This window comes from Sphingomonas sp. SUN019 (assembly GCF_024758705.1).
Taxonomy (GTDB): Bacteria; Pseudomonadota; Alphaproteobacteria; order Sphingomonadales; family Sphingomonadaceae; genus Sphingomonas.
Window position 1 is genome coordinate 16,834 of sequence record NZ_CP096971.1, and the last position, 17,986, is coordinate 34,819.

Annotated in this window: 23 protein-coding genes and 1 tRNA gene; 17 read left to right on the top strand and 7 right to left on the bottom strand. The window is 66.0% G+C overall.

What is annotated here, in order from left to right:
• Positions 1–77 (top strand) — tRNA-Pro (locus tag M0208_RS00060).
• A gap of 122 nt (positions 78–199) precedes the next feature.
• Here the strand turns inward: M0208_RS00060 and M0208_RS00065 are convergent.
• Positions 200–1,495, bottom strand: coding sequence for an FAD-dependent oxidoreductase (locus M0208_RS00065; protein WP_258889715.1), 1,296 nt, complete (start codon positions 1,493–1,495; stop codon positions 200–202).
• A 65-nt stretch (positions 1,496–1,560) separates the two neighbouring features.
• On the opposite strand from M0208_RS00065, the gene pnuC reads away from it, so the two are divergent.
• Both pnuC and M0208_RS00075 read left to right on the top strand, forming a co-directional pair.
• Positions 1,561–2,133 (top strand): nicotinamide riboside transporter PnuC, encoded by a 573-nt coding sequence (gene pnuC / locus M0208_RS00070; RefSeq protein ID WP_258889716.1) that lies wholly within the window; start codon positions 1,561–1,563, stop codon positions 2,131–2,133.
• The gene (locus tag M0208_RS00075) at positions 2,130–2,663 is read left to right on the top strand and encodes an ATP-binding protein (RefSeq protein ID WP_258889717.1); all 534 of its coding nucleotides are present in this window, start codon (positions 2,130–2,132) and stop codon (positions 2,661–2,663) included. The genes pnuC and M0208_RS00075 overlap by 4 nt, the downstream gene beginning before the upstream one ends.
• Positions 2,664–2,673: 10 nt before the next feature.
• On the opposite strand, the gene M0208_RS00080 is transcribed toward M0208_RS00075, so the two are convergent.
• Positions 2,674–3,639, bottom strand: coding sequence for a CsgG/HfaB family protein (locus M0208_RS00080; protein ID WP_258889718.1), 966 nt, complete (start codon positions 3,637–3,639; stop codon positions 2,674–2,676).
• A gap of 184 nt (positions 3,640–3,823) precedes the next feature.
• Between M0208_RS00080 and lepA the strand changes: the two genes are divergently transcribed.
• The 4 genes from lepA to M0208_RS00100 are packed head-to-tail and all read left to right on the top strand — an operon-like array spanning position 3,824 to position 7,676.
• Complete coding sequence (gene lepA / locus M0208_RS00085; RefSeq protein WP_258889719.1) at positions 3,824–5,620, top strand: translation elongation factor 4; 1,797 nt, start codon at positions 3,824–3,826, stop codon at positions 5,618–5,620.
• A 19-nt stretch (positions 5,621–5,639) separates the two neighbouring features.
• The gene (modA, locus tag M0208_RS00090) at positions 5,640–6,398 is read left to right on the top strand and encodes a molybdate ABC transporter substrate-binding protein (RefSeq protein ID WP_258889720.1); all 759 of its coding nucleotides are present in this window, start codon (positions 5,640–5,642) and stop codon (positions 6,396–6,398) included.
• The gene (modB, locus tag M0208_RS00095) at positions 6,398–7,084 is read left to right on the top strand and encodes a molybdate ABC transporter permease subunit (protein WP_258889721.1); all 687 of its coding nucleotides are present in this window, start codon (positions 6,398–6,400) and stop codon (positions 7,082–7,084) included. Before modA ends, modB begins: the two co-directional genes overlap by 1 nt.
• The gene (locus M0208_RS00100; RefSeq protein WP_258889722.1) at positions 7,074–7,676 is read left to right on the top strand and encodes an ATP-binding cassette domain-containing protein; all 603 of its coding nucleotides are present in this window, start codon (positions 7,074–7,076) and stop codon (positions 7,674–7,676) included. Before modB ends, M0208_RS00100 begins: the two co-directional genes overlap by 11 nt.
• Before the next feature lie 106 nt (positions 7,677–7,782).
• Here the strand turns inward: M0208_RS00100 and M0208_RS00105 are convergent, their stop codons facing one another.
• The 4 genes from M0208_RS00105 to M0208_RS00120 form a co-directional block, all read right to left on the bottom strand.
• Positions 7,783–8,406, bottom strand: coding sequence for a TIGR02281 family clan AA aspartic protease (locus tag M0208_RS00105; RefSeq protein ID WP_258889723.1), 624 nt, complete (start codon positions 8,404–8,406; stop codon positions 7,783–7,785).
• Between the two features lie 308 nt (positions 8,407–8,714).
• Positions 8,715–9,266, bottom strand: a complete 552-nt coding sequence (rpsI, locus tag M0208_RS00110; RefSeq protein WP_258889724.1) for a 30S ribosomal protein S9 — start codon at positions 9,264–9,266, stop codon at positions 8,715–8,717.
• Positions 9,266–9,745, bottom strand: a complete 480-nt coding sequence (gene rplM / locus M0208_RS00115) for a 50S ribosomal protein L13 (RefSeq protein ID WP_258889725.1) — start codon at positions 9,743–9,745, stop codon at positions 9,266–9,268. Before rplM ends, rpsI begins: the two co-directional genes overlap by 1 nt.
• A gap of 131 nt (positions 9,746–9,876) precedes the next feature.
• Complete coding sequence (locus M0208_RS00120; protein ID WP_258889726.1) at positions 9,877–10,917, bottom strand: COX15/CtaA family protein; 1,041 nt, start codon at positions 10,915–10,917, stop codon at positions 9,877–9,879.
• A 100-nt stretch (positions 10,918–11,017) separates the two neighbouring features.
• On the opposite strand from M0208_RS00120, the gene M0208_RS00125 reads away from it, so the two are divergent.
• From M0208_RS00125 to M0208_RS00150, 6 genes are read left to right on the top strand one after another with little or no spacing between them, the layout of a single operon-like run.
• On the top strand, positions 11,018–11,398 hold the full coding sequence (locus tag M0208_RS00125; protein ID WP_258889727.1) for a MerC domain-containing protein: 381 nt from the start codon (positions 11,018–11,020) through the stop codon (positions 11,396–11,398).
• A gap of 38 nt (positions 11,399–11,436) precedes the next feature.
• Positions 11,437–11,910: a Fur family transcriptional regulator gene (locus tag M0208_RS00130; RefSeq protein WP_258889728.1), complete on the top strand. Its 474-nt coding sequence runs from the start codon at positions 11,437–11,439 to the stop codon at positions 11,908–11,910.
• Between the two features lie 54 nt (positions 11,911–11,964).
• Entirely contained in the window at positions 11,965–13,884 is a 1,920-nt protein-coding gene (gene dxs / locus M0208_RS00135; RefSeq protein ID WP_258889729.1) for a 1-deoxy-D-xylulose-5-phosphate synthase, read from the top strand.
• A 10-nt stretch (positions 13,885–13,894) separates the two neighbouring features.
• A complete protein-coding gene (locus M0208_RS00140) occupies positions 13,895–14,215 on the top strand; it encodes a hypothetical protein (RefSeq protein WP_258889730.1) in 321 nt (106 codons plus the stop codon).
• Between the two features lie 42 nt (positions 14,216–14,257).
• Positions 14,258–14,515 carry an AbrB/MazE/SpoVT family DNA-binding domain-containing protein gene (locus M0208_RS00145; RefSeq protein ID WP_258889731.1) on the top strand — a complete coding sequence of 86 codons (258 nt, stop codon included), beginning with the start codon at positions 14,258–14,260 and terminating at the stop codon, positions 14,513–14,515.
• Positions 14,512–14,928, top strand: coding sequence for a PIN domain-containing protein (locus M0208_RS00150; protein ID WP_258889732.1), 417 nt, complete (start codon positions 14,512–14,514; stop codon positions 14,926–14,928). The genes M0208_RS00145 and M0208_RS00150 overlap by 4 nt, the downstream gene beginning before the upstream one ends.
• Here M0208_RS00150 and M0208_RS00155 read toward each other — a convergent pair.
• Positions 14,918–15,589, bottom strand: coding sequence for an alpha/beta hydrolase (locus M0208_RS00155; protein ID WP_258889733.1), 672 nt, complete (start codon positions 15,587–15,589; stop codon positions 14,918–14,920). The genes M0208_RS00150 and M0208_RS00155 overlap by 11 nt on opposite strands.
• Before the next feature lie 177 nt (positions 15,590–15,766).
• On the opposite strand from M0208_RS00155, the gene M0208_RS00160 reads away from it, so the two are divergent.
• From M0208_RS00160 to M0208_RS00175, 4 genes are all read left to right on the top strand, one after another.
• Entirely contained in the window at positions 15,767–16,501 is a 735-nt protein-coding gene (locus tag M0208_RS00160; protein WP_258889734.1) for a TlyA family RNA methyltransferase, read from the top strand.
• A gap of 127 nt (positions 16,502–16,628) precedes the next feature.
• Positions 16,629–17,150, top strand: a complete 522-nt coding sequence (locus tag M0208_RS00165) for a TspO/MBR family protein (RefSeq protein ID WP_258893127.1) — start codon at positions 16,629–16,631, stop codon at positions 17,148–17,150.
• Between the two features lie 25 nt (positions 17,151–17,175).
• Complete coding sequence (locus tag M0208_RS00170) at positions 17,176–17,430, top strand: accessory factor UbiK family protein (protein WP_258889735.1); 255 nt, start codon at positions 17,176–17,178, stop codon at positions 17,428–17,430.
• A 48-nt stretch (positions 17,431–17,478) separates the two neighbouring features.
• A complete protein-coding gene (locus M0208_RS00175; RefSeq protein WP_258889736.1) occupies positions 17,479–17,982 on the top strand; it encodes a YbjN domain-containing protein in 504 nt (167 codons plus the stop codon).
• The last annotated feature ends 4 nt before the right edge of the window (positions 17,983–17,986 follow it).

Below are 17,986 nucleotides of genomic sequence, written 5' to 3' on the forward strand. Positions count from 1 at the left end.
CGGGGAATAGCTCAGCCTGGTAGAGCACTGCCTTCGGGAGGCAGGGGCCGGAGGTTCGAATCCTCTTTCCCCGACCAACGGCTTCGCTAAGAAATAGCAAAGCTATTTCGCGACCAGCGAAGCAGCGGCCGGCGGCGGAAACGCCGTCCGACGACGCCGCTTCGCCGCGGCGCGCATCAACACATTCCCTTATTTCCCCTTATTTCCGCGCCGCGAGCATGTCCGCGATGGCGATGAACTTCTCACGCGGCGCGCCTGCCCGGGCGGCGGCGATCTCGGCCTTTTCGATATTCTGCCAGTCGCGGAAGGTGACGACGTCCGTCCCGCGCGCGTCGAGCAAGGCGTCCAGTCCGGCGCGACCGGGCTTGCCGCTGTCTTCGGGTAGATCTGCGCCGATATGGTCGGCGATCAGGAAGCCGTCGGGGCGGTTCGTGCCGATCGTGCCGGTGGGGCCGCGGCGCGCCCAGCCGACCGCGTAAAGGCCGGGCGCGATGCGGCCGTCGTCGTTGGCGAAGCGGCCGAGCTTCGCGTCGTAGGGCACGCCGTCGATCGGCGGGGTGCGGTAGCCGATGCAGCTGACGACCATTGCGGCGGGGATGGCGTAGGTTTCGCCGGTGCCCGACGCGCGGCCATCGGCGTTGATGTGGGTGCGTTCGACGATGACGCGTTCGACCCGTTCGTCGCCCTCGATCCGCACCGGCATCGCAAAAAAATCGAAGGCGACGGTGATCGCCTTCAGCTCGTGATTGTCGGCGAACGCGCGCAGGTGGGCGACCGACTTGCGCTGGCCCGGATCGAGCGCGGCGTCGGCTTCGGGCGCGGGCAGGTCGGCGGGGTCGACGGTCGGGGTGGCGCGCGCGAGGTGGCCGAGTTCGCCCAGTTCCTTCGGCGTCATCGCGATCGCGTGCGGGCCGCGCCGTGCGAGGATCGTCACCGTCTCGATCCTGTGCGGACCGAGCGCGTCGAGCGCGTGGGCGACGATGTCCGATCCGGTGAATTCGTCGCCGGTCTTGGCCAGGATGCGCGCGACGTCGAGCGCGACGTTGCCCGCGCCGACCACCACTGCGCCGGGGCCGTGAAGCGGGGGCGACAGGCCTGCGAAATCGGGATGGCCGTTGTACCAGCCGACGAACGCCGCCGAGCCGATCACGCCCGGCAGATCGTCGCCCGGGATGCCGAGCGGATTGTCGTGCGGTGCGCCGGTCGCCAGCACGACCGCGTCGTACAGGTCGCGCAACTCGGCGATCGTCACGTCGCTGCCGACGGTGACGTTGCCGACGAAGCGGACGTTGTCGCTGAGCGCGGTCGCCTCGTACCGCCGCGAAACCGCCTTGATCGACTGATGATCGGGCGCGACGCCGGTGCGGATCAGGCCGTACGGGACGGGCAGGCGATCGATGATGTCGACACGGACGTCATCGCCGAACGCCTTCTGACACGCCTCCGCGGTGTAGTAACCGGCCGGACCCGATCCGATGATGGCGACGTGGCGCATGTGAAACTCCTGCGGTCGAGCCTAACCGCTTGGCGGAACGGGGCAAGCGTGGTTATCGCTTGGCGATGGGGGTGCTCGACTGGATCGCGACAGTGCTGGGCGTGGCGTGCGTCGCATTGGCGGCACTTCGCAGCGTATGGACGTTCCCGACCGCGATCGTGTCGGTGGCGCTGCTGGGCGTCGTGGTGTTTCGCGAGCAATTGTACAGCGACGCGTTGCTGCAGGCGTTTTTCGTGGCGGCGAACGTCTATGGCTGGTTGAACTGGGCCCGGGCGCGTCAGGCGACGGGCGTCGTGGCGGTCGAGCGGATGACGCGGGCGGCGCGGTGGCGTTGGGGTGCGGGAATCGTGGCGGCGACGGTCGTGTGGGGTACGGCGATGGCCGCGCTGACCGACGCGTCGTTTCCGTGGTGGGATGCCGGAATCGCGATGGCTAGCGTCGCGGCGCAGGTGCTGATGGCGCGACGGAAACTGGAGAATTGGGTGTTGTGGATCGCGGTGGACGTGGCGTCGGTGCCGCTCTACCTCGCCAAGGGACTGTATCTGTTCGCGGGGCTGTACGTGATCTATCTGGCGCTCGCGATTTGGGGTTTCGTCGACTGGCGGCGCGCGGCGCGATCGGAAGCCGTCGCCGCATGACGCTTCGTTCGATCTGCCTTCACGGACCCGAAAGCACCGGCAAGTCGAGCATGGCGCCGCGGCTGGCGCGGCATTTCGACAGTGTGTGCATCGCCGAATTCGGCCGGACCTATTGCGAGCGTTACGGCACCGATCTGAACATAGCGGATCTTCTGGCGATCGCACACGGCCATGATCGCAAGACGTGCGATGCGGTGGCGCGGGGCCCGTATCCGGTGATCCTGGACACCGATCCGCTGATGAGCGCGGTGTGGGCCGATATGCTGTTCGGGCGGCGCGATCCGTGGTTCGATCGGTGGAACAACACCGCCGATCTGTATCTGCTGTTCGACATCGACCTGCCGTGGGTCGAGGATGGGACGCGAATGTTCGGATCAGCGCGCGACCGGGCGCGCTTCTTTGATCTGTCGCGACGCGAACTGGGGCGGCGCGGGGTGCGGTGGGAAATGGTCAGTGGTGTGGGCGACCAGCGTTACATGAATGCGCTGGCGGCGATCCGGCGTCACGCGGGAGCCGTTGCTCCCGCGTGACGGCTCCGAATCACTGCGACGGCGCGAGCCTGGTGTTCAGCACCCAGCCGACGTTGTCGTTTTCGTCGGCGACCTCCCACCACAGGCCGTTCTTGTTGCCGGTGGGATAAACGATCGCGCCCGGTGGCAGTGTGCGGACAGCCTTTGCGGTCGCGAGCGCGCTGGTGCGCATCGTGACCGGGCCTTGTGCGGTATAGGTTTTCGCCGGGGCAGCCTGTGCTGTGCCAGCGTCGCCCGGCTGGACGAGACCGAGTCCGGTGACCAGTTTCGAATAGGCCTGAATGAACGACAGCGTCACGATGCGTCCGATGTCGGTATTGTCGTACCCACCACCGACCGCCGCCGCGCCGCCGCCGAAGAACCCGGCCCCGCCGCCTGCGCCGAACGTCAGGTTGTTCTTCGCGGCATAGCCGTCCTCGGTCGCGATCGTCTCCGTCGTGCGGACGTTGGTGATCGACAGGACGGTGTTCGCCTCCATCTTCTTGCTGCCGATCCCGCCGAGCAGCCCGCCGAAGCGACCACCGATCAGCCCGCCGATGCCGGCCGCGCCGCCGCCGCCGCTGACGTTGGAATTGGCGCCCTGAATTTCGGCGACCAGCACATAGTCTGCCGCCTTGATCTGGCCCTGTCCGACATTCGAGCGGCGTTGCAGTCCGAGATCGCCCCCGATATCGCGCTCCAGCCGGGCAGCTTGCAGGCCCGATCCGCGATCGACTAGGTTGAAGCAGCCCGATCGCTGGACCAGCACCTTCAGCAGCTTCGACGGCGGGGACAGGCTGTACTGGGTCCACGGGCGCGGATCGTCGCCGTCGACGATCGACAGCGTGCCGAGTTTGCGGGCGCAGCGCGGCACGTCGTTCGCAGTCGCCTGCTGCAGGCGTTGCCCGCTCGATGGTTTCGCCAGGCGTTGTGCGGATGCATCGGTGGCGGTCAGCGTCAAGGCGACCAGACCCAGCGACAGCAATGACTTCGACATTTCGGTTGAACCCCCCGGTTTCCGCCCGCGTCGGTGACTTCCTCGGACGGCCTGTTGACCTGCGACCCCGACGAATCGACCTTATCATCCGATCAGTCGACAGGCTAGGTTGTCGCCATGCGCAAACGGAGTGCCTGCGATGGCCCTTCGCAAGCGCCGCGCACGCTGCTAACGCGCCAGCGACATGGCCACCGAACTTTCAAAGATCCGCAATTTTTCCATCATCGCGCATATCGACCACGGCAAGTCGACGCTCGCCGACCGGCTGATCCAGGCCACCGGCGGGCTGACCGACCGCGAGATGAGCGAGCAGGTGCTCGACAACATGGATATCGAGCGCGAGCGCGGGATCACCATCAAGGCGCAGACCGTCCGGCTCGACTGGAAGGGTCACGTCCTGAACCTGATGGATACGCCGGGCCACGTCGACTTCGCCTATGAGGTCAGCCGGAGTCTCGCCGCGTGCGAGGGCGCGTTGCTGGTGGTGGACGCGGCGCAGGGCGTCGAGGCGCAGACGCTGGCCAACGTGTACCAGTCGATCGAGCATGACCATGAGATCGTGCCGGTCATCAACAAGATCGACCTGCCCGCCGCCGAGCCTGAAAAGGTCCGCACCGAGATCGAGGATGTGATCGGCATCGATGCGTCGAATGCGGTGCTGGCCAGCGCCAAGACCGGGATCGGGATCACCGAAATCCTCGACGCGATCGTCGAGCGGATTCCGCCGCCCAAGGGCGATGCCGACGCGCCGCTGAAGGCGATGCTGGTCGACAGCTGGTACGACCCGTATCTGGGCGTCGTCATCCTGATCCGGGTGATCGACGGCGTGCTGAAAAAGGGTCAGCAGATCAAGTTCATGCAGGCCGGGACGGTGCATCTGGTCGACCGCGTCGGGTGTTTCCGCCCGAAGATCGAACAGCTTACCGAGCTCGGTACGGGCGAAATCGGCTTTATCACCGCACAGATCAAGGAAGTCGCGCAGACCCGTGTCGGCGACACGATCACCGACGCCAAGCGTCCCGCGGCGCAGGCGCTGGAGGGCTTCAAGCTGGTCCAGCCGGTGGTGTTCTGCGGCCTGTTCCCGGTCGATGCGAACGATTTCGAGAAATTGCGCGAGAGCATTTCCAAACTCCGGTTGAACGACGCGTCATTCAGCTTCGAGATGGAGACGAGCGCCGCCTTAGGCTTCGGCTTCCGTTGCGGATTTCTAGGCCTGCTGCACTTGGAGATCATCCAGGAGCGGCTGACGCGCGAATACGACCTCGACCTGATCACCACCGCGCCGAGCGTGGTGTACCAGATCGACCTGAGCCACGGGCAGGGGCATCTGGAACTCCACAACCCCGCCGACATGCCCGATCCGAACAAGATCGACACGATCAGCGAACCTTGGATCGAGGCGACGATCTACGTTCCCGACGAGTATCTCGGGTCGATCCTGAAACTGTGTCAGGACCGCCGCGGTATCCAGAAGAACCTGACCTATGTCGGCGGGCGCGCGCAGGCGACGTACGAACTGCCGCTGAACGAGGTGGTGTTCGATTTCTACGACCGGCTGAAGTCGCTGTCGAAGGGTTATGCGAGCTTCGATTATCACCAGATCGGCTACCGCGAGGGCGACCTCGTCAAGATGGGCATCCTGGTCAACGAAGAGCCGGTCGATGCGCTCAGCATGATCGTCCACCGCGGCACCGCCGAGACGCGCGGGCGCGGTATGTGCGAGCGGCTGAAGGAACTGATCCCGCGTCACCTGTTCAAGATCCCGATCCAGGCAGCGATCGGCGGCAAGGTGATTGCGCGCGAAACAATCAGCGCGATGCGCAAGGACGTGACAGCCAAATGCTATGGTGGCGACGCGACGCGCAAGAAGAAGCTGCTGGAAAAACAGAAGAAGGGAAAGCTGAAGATGCGTGAATACGGTAACGTCAGCATCCCGCAGGAAGCCTTCATCGCGGCGTTGCGCATGGGCGACGACGGATAACGACAGACGGAGATCGGCGATGCGGCGTATCCTGAGCCTGATCCTCTCGATCGCAGCGTTGTGTGCTGTGCCCGTGGCAGCGCAGGAGCGCGCACCGCTGGTGCTGGCGGCGGCGAGTCTGCAGGAATCGCTTGGTGCGGCGGCGGATGCTTGGGCCGGGAAGGGTCATGCACGGCCGGTGGTGTCGTTTGCGGCGTCGTCGGCGCTGGCGCGGCAGGTTCTGGCGGGCGCGCGAGCGGATTTGTTCGTCTCGGCTGACGAGGAATGGATGGATGCGCTGGCGGCGAAGAAGCTGATCGCGGCGGGGACGCGCGCGAACCTGGCCGGCAACCGGCTGGTGATCGTCGCGGCGGCCGGGACGCGGGGTGGCGTGCCCGCGCGGGGCGCCGGGCTGGCGCGGGTGCTGTCGCGCGGTGCGCTGGCGATGGCCGATCCCGATGCGGTGCCCGCAGGGAAGTACGGGCGCGCGGCGCTGAAGAAGCTCGGCGCGTGGGACGCGGTTGCGCCGAAGGTGGTGCGGGCGGAGAACGTGCGCGCCGCGCTGGCGCTGGTCGAGCGTGGGGCCGCGCCGTTCGGGATCGTCTATGCGACTGATGCGAGGGCGTCGGCGAAGGTGCGCGTCGCGGGGGTGTTTCCGGCCGACAGCCATCCGCCGATCGTCTATCCGGTCGCGCGGCTGGCGGGGGCGACCAATCCGGCAGCGGAGGGGTTCCGGCGCTTTTTGCTGTCGCGCGCGGGCAAGGCGATCTTCCGGCGCTATGGTTTTTCGGCGCGCTGATGGACGAAGGCGTATGGGCGGTCGTGCGGCTGTCGCTGCTGGTCGGCGGCGTAGCGACGATCGCGACGCTGCCGATCGCGTTCGCGCTGGCGTGGTTGCTGGCGCGCGGGCGGTTTCCGGGGAAGGTGTTGCTCGACGCGCTGGTCCATCTGCCGCTGGTCGTACCGCCGGTAGTGACGGGGTGGGTGCTGCTGCTCGCCTTCGCGCCCGCCGGGCCGATCGGCGGGTTGCTGGAGGCGTGGTTCGGAGTTACCGTGCTGTTCCGCTGGACCGGCGCGGCGATCGCCAGCGGGGTGATGGCGCTGCCGCTGATGGTGCGCGCGATGCGGTTGGGGATCGAGGGCGTCGACCGGCGGCTGGAACAGGCCGCGCGGACCTTGGGCGCGGGGCGGTGGCGGGCGTTTAGAACGATCACGCTGCCGCTCGCGTTGCCTGGCTTGCTGGCGGGCGCGGTCCTGGGGTTCGCGCGTGGGCTGGGCGAGTTCGGCGCGACGATCACCTTCGTGTCGAACGTGCCGGGCGAGACGCAGACCCTGCCGCTGGCGATCTATGCCGCGCTCCAGCGGCCTGGCGGCGAGCCGGCGGTGTGGATGCTTTCCGCGATTGCGGTGGCGATCAGCCTGGTCGCGCTGGTCGCGTCGGAATGGCTCGCACGGCGGCAGGGCAGGGGCGTCCATGTCCTTTGATGTAGACGTGACCGTGCGCCGCGGGGAGGCGGTGGTCGGCGCAGCGTTCGCGGGCGGGGCGGGGGTGACGGTGCTGTTCGGGCCATCGGGGGTCGGCAAGACGAGCGTGCTGATGATGGTCGCCGGGCTCTTGCGGCCGGATCGCGGGCATGTGCGCGTGGGTGGTGAGACGTTGTACGATGACGATGCGCGGGTCGACGTGCCGCCGCACCGCCGCCACGCGGGGGTGGTGTTTCAGGAGGCGCGGCTGTTTCCGCATCTCAGCGTGCGTGCGAATCTGCTCTACGGCGCGCCCGGTTCCGACGGATTGACGGAGACCGCGCAGACGCTCGACATCGCGCATCTGCTCGATCGCTGGCCGCGATCCTTGTCGGGCGGGGAGGCGCGGCGCGTGGCGATCGGGCGGGCGTTGCTGTCGGCCCCGCGGTTCCTGCTGCTCGACGAACCGCTCGCCTCGCTCGACCGGGCGCGGCGCGAGGAGGCGATGCGCGCGATCGAGCGCGTGCGCGACGACAGCCACCTCCCGATGCTGATCGTCACGCATGATCCCGAGGAAGCCGAACGCCTGGGCGACCGGATCGTCAGGATGTGATGATTGACGATGGCGGTGCCAGCCCGCTCCCCCGCCCCGCCTCCCATTCAGGATATTCTGTGGGAGGCGGGGCGGGGGAGCGGGCTGGCACCGCCAATCAAAAGCGTCAGGATGTAGTGTCTTGCGGGTGATGCGGGGTCAGGATCAGGGTCCGTCCCTCGACCCGCCACGACGCGAGGCGCGACAGGAAGTTCATGCCGAGGATGTCGCTGCGTCCGAACGCGGGGGAGACGACGACCGGCACGTCGCGCGCGACGATGTTGCCGATCCGCAGTTCGGCGACCTCGGATGTTTGCGCGCGGATCGTACCGTTGGCGGTGCGCAGCAGGACCGGGAACAGCGTGTCCTGCACCGGCAAATTCGCCGCGGCGGCGGTGTCGACCGACAGCGCGGTCAGCGTCGCGCCGCTGTCGATCAGCATCCGTCGCTCGACTCCGGCGAAGCGGACATTCGCCCAGAAATGTCCGTCTGGCGACATGCGGATGCGGGTTTCAGCGCCGACCACCTTCTGGTCCCGGATGTTCAGCGCCTCTGCGATGCGCCCGATATACGGATCGAAACGCTCGCGTTGGCCGAGCACGATCACCAGTGCGGCGAGTAGGGCGGCCCAGATGGCGAGACTGAACAACGTACCGATTATGGGGATACGCCGGACGAACGCGCCGATCACGATGATGGCTGCGAGCAGCAGGATCAGCGGCAGGTGCGGGGCGAGGTCTGCGAGCGGCATGGTGCCGATATAGGATGCGGTGGCTGTACGGGGAGTGACCGGGTTTTGGCGCACAACCACCCCGGCGAAGGCCGGGGCCTAGTTGCACCGCGTTGGCAAGGAAGCTTCAGCCCGCTTCAATTTGCGTTCTGCAACTGGACCCCGGCCTTCGCCGGGGTGGGTTTGTCAACGAAAAGGGCGGCCCGTTGCCGGACCGCCCCCTGTCGTTTCGGCTATTCCGCCACGCCGTGCGACGAAGGCAGCTACGCTGCTTCCGCGGCCCGCCGTGGCGAGTCTTCGGATTGCTTTCGCAATCCGAAGCCGCCCGCTTAGCGCTTCGAGAACTGGAAGCTGCGGCGGGCCTTGGCGCGGCCGTACTTCTTGCGCTCAACGGTGCGGCTGTCGCGGGTCAGGAAGCCTGCGGCCTTCACCGGGGCGCGCAGCGCGGGTTCGTAGCGCGTGATCGCCTGGCTGATGCCGTGCTTGACCGCGCCGGCCTGGCCCGACAGCCCGCCGCCCTTGACGGTGCAGACGACATCATACTGGCCGACCCGCTCGGTGATGCCGAACACCTGGTTCAGCACCAGACGCAGCGTCGGACGCGCGAAATAGACTTCCTGATCGCGGCCGTTGACCGTGATCTTGCCGGTGCCGGGCTTCAGCCAGACACGTGCGACCGCATCCTTGCGGCGGCCGGTGGCATAGGCCCGGCCCTGCTTGTCGATGATCTGCTCACGCAGCGGCATCGTCGAAACGGGGGGCGTGGGCACGGCGGCGGTGGTCTCTCCGTGGTCGCCCGACGGGGCGGCGTCGGTCGCCTGCGGAGCCGGCTGGCTCGTCAGGTTGGCGAGATCGGAAAGCGACTGGCGGTTGTCGGTCATTACTGGCCCACCTTGTTCTTGCGGCTCATGGCCGCGATGTCGAGAACCTCGGGGTTCTGCGCTTCGTGCGGATGCTCCGCGCCCTTGAAGATGCGCAGGTTGCGCATCTGGTCACGGCCCAGCGGCCCGCGCGGGATCATCCGCTCGACGGCCTTTTCCAGCACGCGCTCGGGAAAGCGGCCTTCGAGCATTTTGCCCGCGGTCACGCCCTTGATGCCGCCGGCATAGCCGGTGTGGCGGTAATAGACCTTGCCGAGCAACTTGTTGCCGGTGAAGCGCACCTTGTCGGCGTTGATGACGATGACATTGTCACCGCAATCGACGTGCGGGGTGAAGCTGGTCTTGTGCTTGCCGCGCAGCACGTTGGCGATCACCACCGCGGCACGGCCGACGACCAGATCGGTCGCATCGACGATATGCCATTTCTTCTCCACCTCGTGCGGCTTAACCGACTTGGTGGTCTTCATCAGAGCCTTCATGGCTGTCAGACCTTCTTAAACGCAGGACGCCGCCCGGAAAGGAGCGGCGTCGATGCGGGACCAATGCGCGAAGAGTCGGTCTAAGTCAACATTTCCGCGGCGTTCGTGACGGGTATCCTGATACCAAGACGTCAGGTGCGACGAATGCCGATCGCGTGCGAGGCGACGATGGCCGCGATCAGCAGCAGCGCAGCGTTCACCTGATGCGCGACCGCGACGACGATCTCGACCCCGGTCAATAGCGTGGCGATGCCGAGCGCGATCTGCAGTACGACCAGCGCCAGCACCGCATGCGCCGCGCCGGTCGCGCCGTTGCGTCGTGCGGCGAGCGCCAGCCAAACTAAACCGCCCGCCGCCGCGAAGGCGAGCCAGCGATGGATGAACTGCACGACGATCGGATTGTCGACCACATTGCGCAGCACGGGTTCGACCATCGGTACGCCAGCGGGAAACAGCGCATCGCCCATCAGCGGCCAGCTTGAGAAGGCATAACCCGCGTTCAGCCCCGCGGTGAACGCGCCGAACACGATCTGTACGCCGAGCAACGCCAGCGCGACGGATGCGACCAATGTCAGCCGTGCGGGCCGTTCCAGCGGCGACTGGTCCAGCCGCCGCAGGTCGAGCATCGTCCAGACGATTCCGGCGAGGATGACGAGCGCCGTCGTCAGATGCACCGCCAGCCGGATATGGCTGACGTCGGTGCGCACCGACAGGCCAGACGCGACCATCCACCAGCCGATCGCGCCCTGCAGCCCGCCGAGTGCGAGGAGCGCAGTTAACCGCCAGCCGTAACCCGGCGGGACTCGCTTGCGCACCGCGAACCACAGCAACGGCAGCGCGAACGCCATGCCGATCACCCGCCCGAGCACGCGGTGCACATATTCCCAGAAGAAGATCGCCTTGAATCCCGCGAGCGTCATTCCGGCGTTCACTTGCTGATATTCGGGGATGCGCCGGTAATTTGCGAACTCCGCCTGCCACTGCGCGTCGTTCAGCGGCGGGACGATCCCGCTGATCGGTTTCCACTGCGTGATCGACAGGCCGGATTCGGTCAGCCGCGTGATCCCGCCGACCGCGACCATGGCGACGATCAGCAGCGCGACGACAAACAGCCAACGCGCGAGCGCACGCGGGCGCGCGGTCGTGGAGTAGCCGGGAGTGGCCTGCAACATGGGCGCGCGGTACAGGAATGGCGGCGACGTGCCAAGCGACACAAATTTGTCGCGATGTGATATTGTAACGTCATGCGGGTCGCGCTACATCGCGGATCGGATGACGGCCACGACTCGCCTTGCTTTCCCTTTGGGGCTCGATCGCCTGGCGATCGCGCTGTCGGGGCTGTGCGTCGTGCATTGCCTGGCGAGCGCGGTGTTGCTGGCGATGCTGTCGACCGTCGGCGGCGCGTTGCTCAACCCGATCTTCCACGAAATCGGCCTGACGCTGGCGATCGGACTCGGGGCGATCGCGCTGGGGCGCGGCGCGCTGCAGCATGGCTATATCATGCCGGTCGCCATGGGATCGCTAGGGCTCGGCATCATGGCGGGCGCGATGTCGCTTCCGCATGACGGCGCGGGTGGCGAGGCGCTGTGGACGATCATCGGCGTCGGTATCCTCGCCTTCGGTCACGACCTGAACCGGCGCGCGGTCGCCTGACGCTTGTCGCGCGGTCATCGCGCGCCTAGATTTCGAACATGGCGCACGCTCACCAACATCACGAGCCGCAAGGCGCAGACCTTACCCACGCCGCGCAGGCGACGCTGGAGAAGGCGGGCGAGCAATGGACGACGATGCGCGCCAGCGTATTCGCCGCACTTGCCGGGTTCGAGAAGCCTGCATCGGCCTATGACATCGCGGACGCGGTATCGAAGGCGGAGGGGCGGCGCGTGGCGGCGAACAGCGTGTACCGCATCCTCGACCTGTTCGTCGGCGCAAATCTGGCGCGGAAAGTGGAGAGTGCGAACGCCTATGTCGCGAACGCGCATCCCGATTGCCTGCACGACTGTATCTTTCTGGTGTGCGATTCGTGCGGGCAGACGACGCATCTCGACGACGATCGCATCACCAGCGGCGTGCGCGATGCCGCCGTTGCGGCCGGATTTTCGCCCGTTCGCCCGGTGATCGAGGTGCGCGGCAAGTGTGAGGACTGCTACAACGCCACGAATTGACGTCGAACTCTGGTTACAATCGACACGGTTGGTAGCGTCCGTTAGGGTAGCCCAATGACCGATCTGCCCAAGACGCCGCTGCTCGACACCGTGTCCTGCCCGGCCGACCTTCGCGCGTTGAAGCCCGAGCAACTTCGCCAGCTGGCCGACGAACTCCGCAGCGAGACGATCTCCGCGGTGGGAACGACGGGCGGGCACCTTGGGTCGGGGCTGGGCGTGGTCGAGCTGACCACCGCAATCCATTATGTCTTCGATACGCCAAACGACCGGCTGGTGTGGGACGTCGGGCACCAATGCTATCCGCACAAGATCCTGACCGGCCGGCGGGATCGCATCCGAACGCTGCGGCAGGGCGGGGGGCTGAGCGGCTTCACCAAGCGCAGCGAGAGCGAATACGATCCGTTCGGCGCGGCGCATTCGTCGACGTCGATCTCCGCATCCTTGGGTTTCGCGATCGCCAACAAGCTGGCGGGGACGCCGGGCAAGGGCATTGCGGTGATCGGCGACGGCGCGATGTCCGCTGGCATGGCGTATGAGGCGATGAACAACGCCGCGCAGGCGGGCAACCGGCTGATCGTGATCCTGAACGACAACGACATGTCGATCGCGCCGCCGGTCGGTGGGTTGTCGGCGTATCTGTCGCGCATCGTGTCGAGTCGCGAGTTCCTGGGTATTCGAGAGACGTTGAAGCGGTTCGCGCGCAAATTGCCGCGCCCGCTGCATTCGGCAGCGAAGAAGACCGACGAATTTGCCCGCGGCATGACGATGGGCGGCACTTTGTTCGAGGAACTGGGCTTCTATTATGTCGGGCCGATCGATGGGCATCACCTAGACCATCTGATTCCGGTGCTGGAGAATGTCCGCGACGCCGAGGAAGGTCCGATCCTGGTCCATGTCGTGACCAAGAAGGGCAAGGGTTACGGCCCGGCCGAGGCGTCGGCCGACAAATATCACGGCGTGCAGAAGTTCGATGTCATCACCGGCACGCAGGCGAAATCGCCGCCCGGACCGCCACAATATCAGAACGTGTTCGGCGAGGCGCTGACCAAGGAGGCGCAGACCGATCCGCGGATATGCGCGATCACCGCAGCGATGCCGTCGGGCACCGGACTGGACAAATTCGCGAAGGCGCATCCCGATCGATTCTTCGATGTCGGCATCGCCGAACAGCACGCCGTCACCTTCGCCGCGGGCCTCGCCGCGCAGGGGATGCGGCCGTTCTGCGCGATCTATTCGACGTTCCTGCAGCGCGCCTACGACCAAGTCGTGCACGATGTGGCGATCCAGAACCTGCCGGTGCGCTTCGCGATCGACCGCGCCGGGCTGGTCGGCGCGGATGGCGCGACTCACGCCGGGTCGTTCGACGTGACCTATCTGGCGACGCTGCCGAATTTCGTCGTGATGGCGGCGGCGGATGAGGCCGAGCTGGTGCACATGACGCACACTGCGGTGCTGCACGATAGCGGCCCGATCGCGGTGCGCTATCCGCGCGGCAACGGGACGGGCATCGCCTTGCCCGAGACGCCCGAGCGGCTCGAGATCGGCAAGGGCCGCATCGTGCGCGAGGGCAAGGCGGTCGCGATCCTGTCGCTCGGCACGCGCTTGGCCGAGGCGTTGAAGGCGGCCGACGCGCTGGAGGCGAAGGGGCTGTCGACGACGGTCGCCGACCTGCGCTTCGCCAAGCCGCTGGACGAGGCGCTGATCCGGCGGTTGCTGACCACGCACGAAGTCGCGGTGACGATCGAGGAAGGCTCGGTCGGCGGAATGGGCGCGCACGTGCTGACGATGGCCAGCGACGAGGGGCTGATCGACGGCGGCCTGAAACTACGTACGATGCGCCTGCCCGACCTGTTCCAGGACCAGGACAAGCCCGAACTGCAATATGCCAACGCCGGGCTGGATGCGGATGCGATCGTCGCGACTGTGCTGAAGGCGCTGCGCTATAACGAGGCTGGGGCGGCGGCGCTGGCGTGAGCGGCGCGCGATGCTAAAACTGATCGCGTTCGTCGTCGGTTCGCTTATCTGGATCGCGGTGTGTTGGTTCTTCGGCAGCATGGCCGCCCTGACCGAATCCGGGCCGAAGTCGTCGATCGTGCAGAATGAATGCGCCAATCTTCTGATCGCGAGGGCGCAAAGCGAAGGCCGCGTGCTGGACCGGATGGACGCATTGTACAGTCCGGAGTGCCGCGCAGAACAGCGCCGGGTGATGGACGAACTTTCCCGGCCTTATCTTGCGAAAGCGCTGATGATCGCCTTTTTGCCGGTTTTGCTGCTTGGTGGAGTGTTGTTCTTACGGCGCGGGTGAGACGCGGCCGATTGCCGTCCGGCCCCTCATGATATACATCTGTTGAATGTATATCTGGAGGCGATCATGCAAGTAGCGAAATGGGGCAACAGTCTGGCGATCCGGATACCCGCCGATGTCGCGCGTGCGCTGAACCTGAAGGAAGGCGACGACGTCGGCGTCCACGCGCTGAGCGACGGCGAGGTCGCGATCGTTACGGAACAGCAGCGGCGCGGGGCGTTAATGGAACGCCTGAAATCTTTTCGGGGATCACTGCCCGCGGACTATAAGTTTGATCGCGAAGAAGCGAACTCACGTTGATAGCAACGTTCTTCGATAGCAATGTCATCCTTTACTCGACTGATCGGGATGAACGGAAGGCCGAAATAGCGGATGCGCTGATCGGCCGCGGCGGGTGGATCAGCGTACAGGTTCTGAATGAAATCGCCCACGTTGCACGGCGCAAGATGCAGTTGGACTGGGACCGAGTGACCGATTTGATCGGTACGATCACTGGTCTGACCGGGGTGATCGATTTGACCGTCGAACTTCACAATTTGGGGCGACGAGTGGCCGAACGATATAAGTTTTCGATCTACGATGGCATGATCGTCGCCGCCGCGCTGATCGCGGATTGCGATACGCTTTATTCGGAAGACATGCACGACGGTCTGGTGATCGACGGGCGCTTGCGGATCGTGAACCCGTTCGCGCCCGACGCTCTTACTGGCTGAGGTAATGCGGCACCTGGGCTTGCGCCGGACTTGTCGCCAAAATCGACCGCGCATCGCCGGGGCTTCGGACTTCGCCGTGGGGGCCGCCTGTCGCGGCGATCACGCGGTGGAGCAGTTCCTGCCCCTCGGGCCACCAGCCCAATCCGCTTGCAGCGTTGATGTGGCCCTGCGCGCCGACGTCGACGAAATGGCTTCCCCAGTCGACCGCCAGACTGTGCGCGCGATCGATGTCGATCCACGGGTCGTCGGTGCTGGCGACGAGGATTGAGGGGAAGGGCAGCGACTCCTTTGGCGAAGGCGAGAAGGTGGCGAGTTCGGGACGGAGGTTTTCGCGATCGACGTCGCAGGGAGCGACGAGCAGCGCTCCGGCGACCGGCCAGCCGTACGGCTGCGGACTCATATGAGCCCACCAGGCGATTGCCTGACAACCGAGGCTGTGCCCGACCAAAATAACCGGCGCCGACGCCTGCCGGATCGCCTGATCGAGTTTTGTCGCCCAGGCGTTGCGATGCGGCGTATTCCACATGCCGAGGTCAACCCGGTGCGTGTCGGGGCGCGATTGCTCCCACAACGTCTGCCAGTGCGACGCGCCCGAACCGTTGAGGCCGGGGACGGTCAGGATCGTCGGTCCTTGCGAAAAACCGTGCGAGAACATCGTCATGCGAAATGCTCCTCATTGTCCGGTGAGGCCGCGGTGCTGATGGTCTAGGGGGACACCCGCACCGCGACCCTGCCGCCCGTTATATTCCTACTAAACTGATAGGCAATAGACCGGTTCCACACCGACGCCCGATCGTTCGCGGCTTGCGACGAACCGCGGTGGCGGCGATAGCAGGGCATGGCAAAGCAGCGCGCGGACCAGATACTCGTCGATCGCGGCCTCGCCGAATCGCGCACCCGCGCGCAGGCGCTGATCATGGCCGGGCTGGTGTTTGCAGGCACGCGCAAGGTCGAGAAACCGGGGCAGACGCTGCCCGACGACGTGGCACTCGACGTTCGCGGGCGTGATCATCCGTGGGTGTCGCGGGGCGGGATCAAGCTGTCGCACGGGTTGGATCACTGTGGCTGGGACGTGGCGGGTGCGGTGGCGATCGACGTGGGGGCGTCGACCGGTGGCTTCACCGATGTGCTGCTGACGAAGGGCGCGGCGCGCGTCTATGCGGTCGATTCGGGGACGAACCAGCTCGCGTGGAAGCTGCGACAGGATGACCGCGTGATCGTCCACGAACAGACCAGCGCGCGCATCCTGACCGACGCGCATATTCCCGAACGCGTCGACCTGATCGTGTGCGACGCCAGCTTCATCGGGCTGGCGAAAGTGCTGGAGCGCCCGCTGACCTTCGCCAAGCCCGCAGCCCGGGCGCTGGCGCTGATCAAGCCGCAGTTCGAGGCCGGGCGCGACGAAGTGGGGAAGGGCGGCGTCGTGCGCGATCCTGCGGTCCACGAGCGCGTCTGCGCCGATGTGGCGTCATGGTTCGAGACGCATGGCTGGCGGGTCGAGGGGATCGTCGAAAGCCCGATCACCGGCCCCGAGGGAAATGTCGAATTCCTGATCGCCGCCGTCCGGGGTTGAGCCACCTTCGAAACACCGTGCGGATTGTTAGGTTTACGCGAGCCTTGGCACGCGGCAGGAGCGGCGCGACGGCTTGCGCTGAAAGGACGACGATTTGGGCGGTATCGCATCGAAGGGTCAATTGAGGATGTCGTTCGCGCGCTGGGCGATGGTGTGCGTGCCGGGCGTGCTGCTGCTCGGCTTCCTGGCCGGCCGCAGTGTCGCCGCGGGCGAGGACAATCTGTGGTATCAGGCGCTGGCCAAGCCCGCGATCACCCCGCCGGGCTGGCTGTTCCCGGTCGCATGGACAACGCTCTATATCCTGCTCGGGCTGGCGCTGGCGATGATCCTGAACGCGCGCGGCGCACGCGGGCGGGGGCTAGCGATCTGGTTGTTCGCGGCGCAGTTCGTCGCGAACCTTATCTGGACGCCATTGTTCTTCGGCGCGCACAAGATCGACGCGGCGCTGGTCGATATCATCGTAATGGTCGTGCTGGGCGTCGTCACGACGATCTTGTTCGGGCGCATCCGCATTCAGGCGGCGTGGCTGTTCGTGCCCTATCTGGTCTGGATCAGCTTCGCAGGGGTGCTGACGTGGCGGATCGGACAAATGAATCCGACCGCGGAAACACTTGTGCCGCGCGCGGCGACCTCCCAAGTCATTGGCTGAGAATTCAGCGAAGAAGGCGACGCTCATGCAATCCGAAAACCGGATGTTCGACGACCTAGTGAAAATGTTCAACGGCGCGGCGGGGACGATCGCGGGCGTGGGCCGCGAGGCGGAAGCTGGTGCGCGCGAGCGGGCGCGCGCCTGGATCGGCGGCCTGGATTTCGTCAGCCGCGAGGAATTCGATGCGGTGAAGGCGATGGCGGCGGCGGCGCGAGATGAAGCCGATGCGTTGCGCGCGCGGCTCGACAGGCTGGAAGCAGCGCAAAAGGCCGACGCTTGATCGCTGGTTTTGCGCGCGCGTGCGCTTTCGTGGCATAAGGCGGCGATAATGCTGGACGAAGCTGACCACGATTCCGAACCCGAAGCTCCGCTTGATATGCTCGAAAACTATTTCGCGGCGCACGGGTGGGCGCATGAACGCCACGACGACGAGATCACCGCGACCGTCAAGGGAAGCTGGACCGAGTACGAGCTTCGCGCGCTGTGGCGTGACGAGGACAGCGTACTGCAATTCCTGGCCTTTCCCGACGTGAAGGTAGCGGAGGATCGGCGTGCCGCGATTTACGAGACGATCGGGCTGGTCAACGAACAGCTGTGGGTCGGGCATTTCGAATTGTGGTCGTCCAGCGGCATCCTGCTGTATCGTCACGCCGCGCTGATCGACGGTGAGGAGGAAGGGCAGATGTCGCTGTCCGCCGCTGAATTGCTGGTCGAGACCGCGATCGACGAATGCGAGCGCTTCTATCCGGTGTTCCAGTTCGTCTTGTGGGGCGGGAAATCGCCGAAGGATGCGATCGCCGCGGCGATGATCGAGACGCAGGGCGAAGCGTAGTCGC

Coding starts and splice junctions, on each gene's coding strand:
- M0208_RS00065 (WP_258889715.1), bottom strand. CDS start 1,495: ATGCGCCACGTCGCCATCATCGGATCGGGTCCGGCCGGTTACTACACC.
- pnuC (WP_258889716.1), top strand. CDS start 1,561: ATGGGGGTGCTCGACTGGATCGCGACAGTGCTGGGCGTGGCGTGCGTC.
- M0208_RS00075 (WP_258889717.1), top strand. CDS start 2,130: ATGACGCTTCGTTCGATCTGCCTTCACGGACCCGAAAGCACCGGCAAG.
- M0208_RS00080 (WP_258889718.1), bottom strand. CDS start 3,639: ATGTCGAAGTCATTGCTGTCGCTGGGTCTGGTCGCCTTGACGCTGACC.
- lepA (WP_258889719.1), top strand. CDS start 3,824: ATGGCCACCGAACTTTCAAAGATCCGCAATTTTTCCATCATCGCGCAT.
- modA (WP_258889720.1), top strand. CDS start 5,640: ATGCGGCGTATCCTGAGCCTGATCCTCTCGATCGCAGCGTTGTGTGCT.
- modB (WP_258889721.1), top strand. CDS start 6,398: ATGGACGAAGGCGTATGGGCGGTCGTGCGGCTGTCGCTGCTGGTCGGC.
- M0208_RS00100 (WP_258889722.1), top strand. CDS start 7,074: ATGTCCTTTGATGTAGACGTGACCGTGCGCCGCGGGGAGGCGGTGGTC.
- M0208_RS00105 (WP_258889723.1), bottom strand. CDS start 8,406: ATGCCGCTCGCAGACCTCGCCCCGCACCTGCCGCTGATCCTGCTGCTC.
- rpsI (WP_258889724.1), bottom strand. CDS start 9,266: ATGACCGACAACCGCCAGTCGCTTTCCGATCTCGCCAACCTGACGAGC.
- rplM (WP_258889725.1), bottom strand. CDS start 9,745: ATGAAGGCTCTGATGAAGACCACCAAGTCGGTTAAGCCGCACGAGGTG.
- M0208_RS00120 (WP_258889726.1), bottom strand. CDS start 10,917: ATGTTGCAGGCCACTCCCGGCTACTCCACGACCGCGCGCCCGCGTGCG.
- M0208_RS00125 (WP_258889727.1), top strand. CDS start 11,018: ATGACGGCCACGACTCGCCTTGCTTTCCCTTTGGGGCTCGATCGCCTG.
- M0208_RS00130 (WP_258889728.1), top strand. CDS start 11,437: ATGGCGCACGCTCACCAACATCACGAGCCGCAAGGCGCAGACCTTACC.
- dxs (WP_258889729.1), top strand. CDS start 11,965: ATGACCGATCTGCCCAAGACGCCGCTGCTCGACACCGTGTCCTGCCCG.
- M0208_RS00140 (WP_258889730.1), top strand. CDS start 13,895: ATGCTAAAACTGATCGCGTTCGTCGTCGGTTCGCTTATCTGGATCGCG.
- M0208_RS00155 (WP_258889733.1), bottom strand. CDS start 15,589: ATGACGATGTTCTCGCACGGTTTTTCGCAAGGACCGACGATCCTGACC.
- M0208_RS00160 (WP_258889734.1), top strand. CDS start 15,767: ATGGCAAAGCAGCGCGCGGACCAGATACTCGTCGATCGCGGCCTCGCC.
- M0208_RS00165 (WP_258893127.1), top strand. CDS start 16,629: ATGTCGTTCGCGCGCTGGGCGATGGTGTGCGTGCCGGGCGTGCTGCTG.
- M0208_RS00170 (WP_258889735.1), top strand. CDS start 17,176: ATGCAATCCGAAAACCGGATGTTCGACGACCTAGTGAAAATGTTCAAC.
- M0208_RS00175 (WP_258889736.1), top strand. CDS start 17,479: ATGCTGGACGAAGCTGACCACGATTCCGAACCCGAAGCTCCGCTTGAT.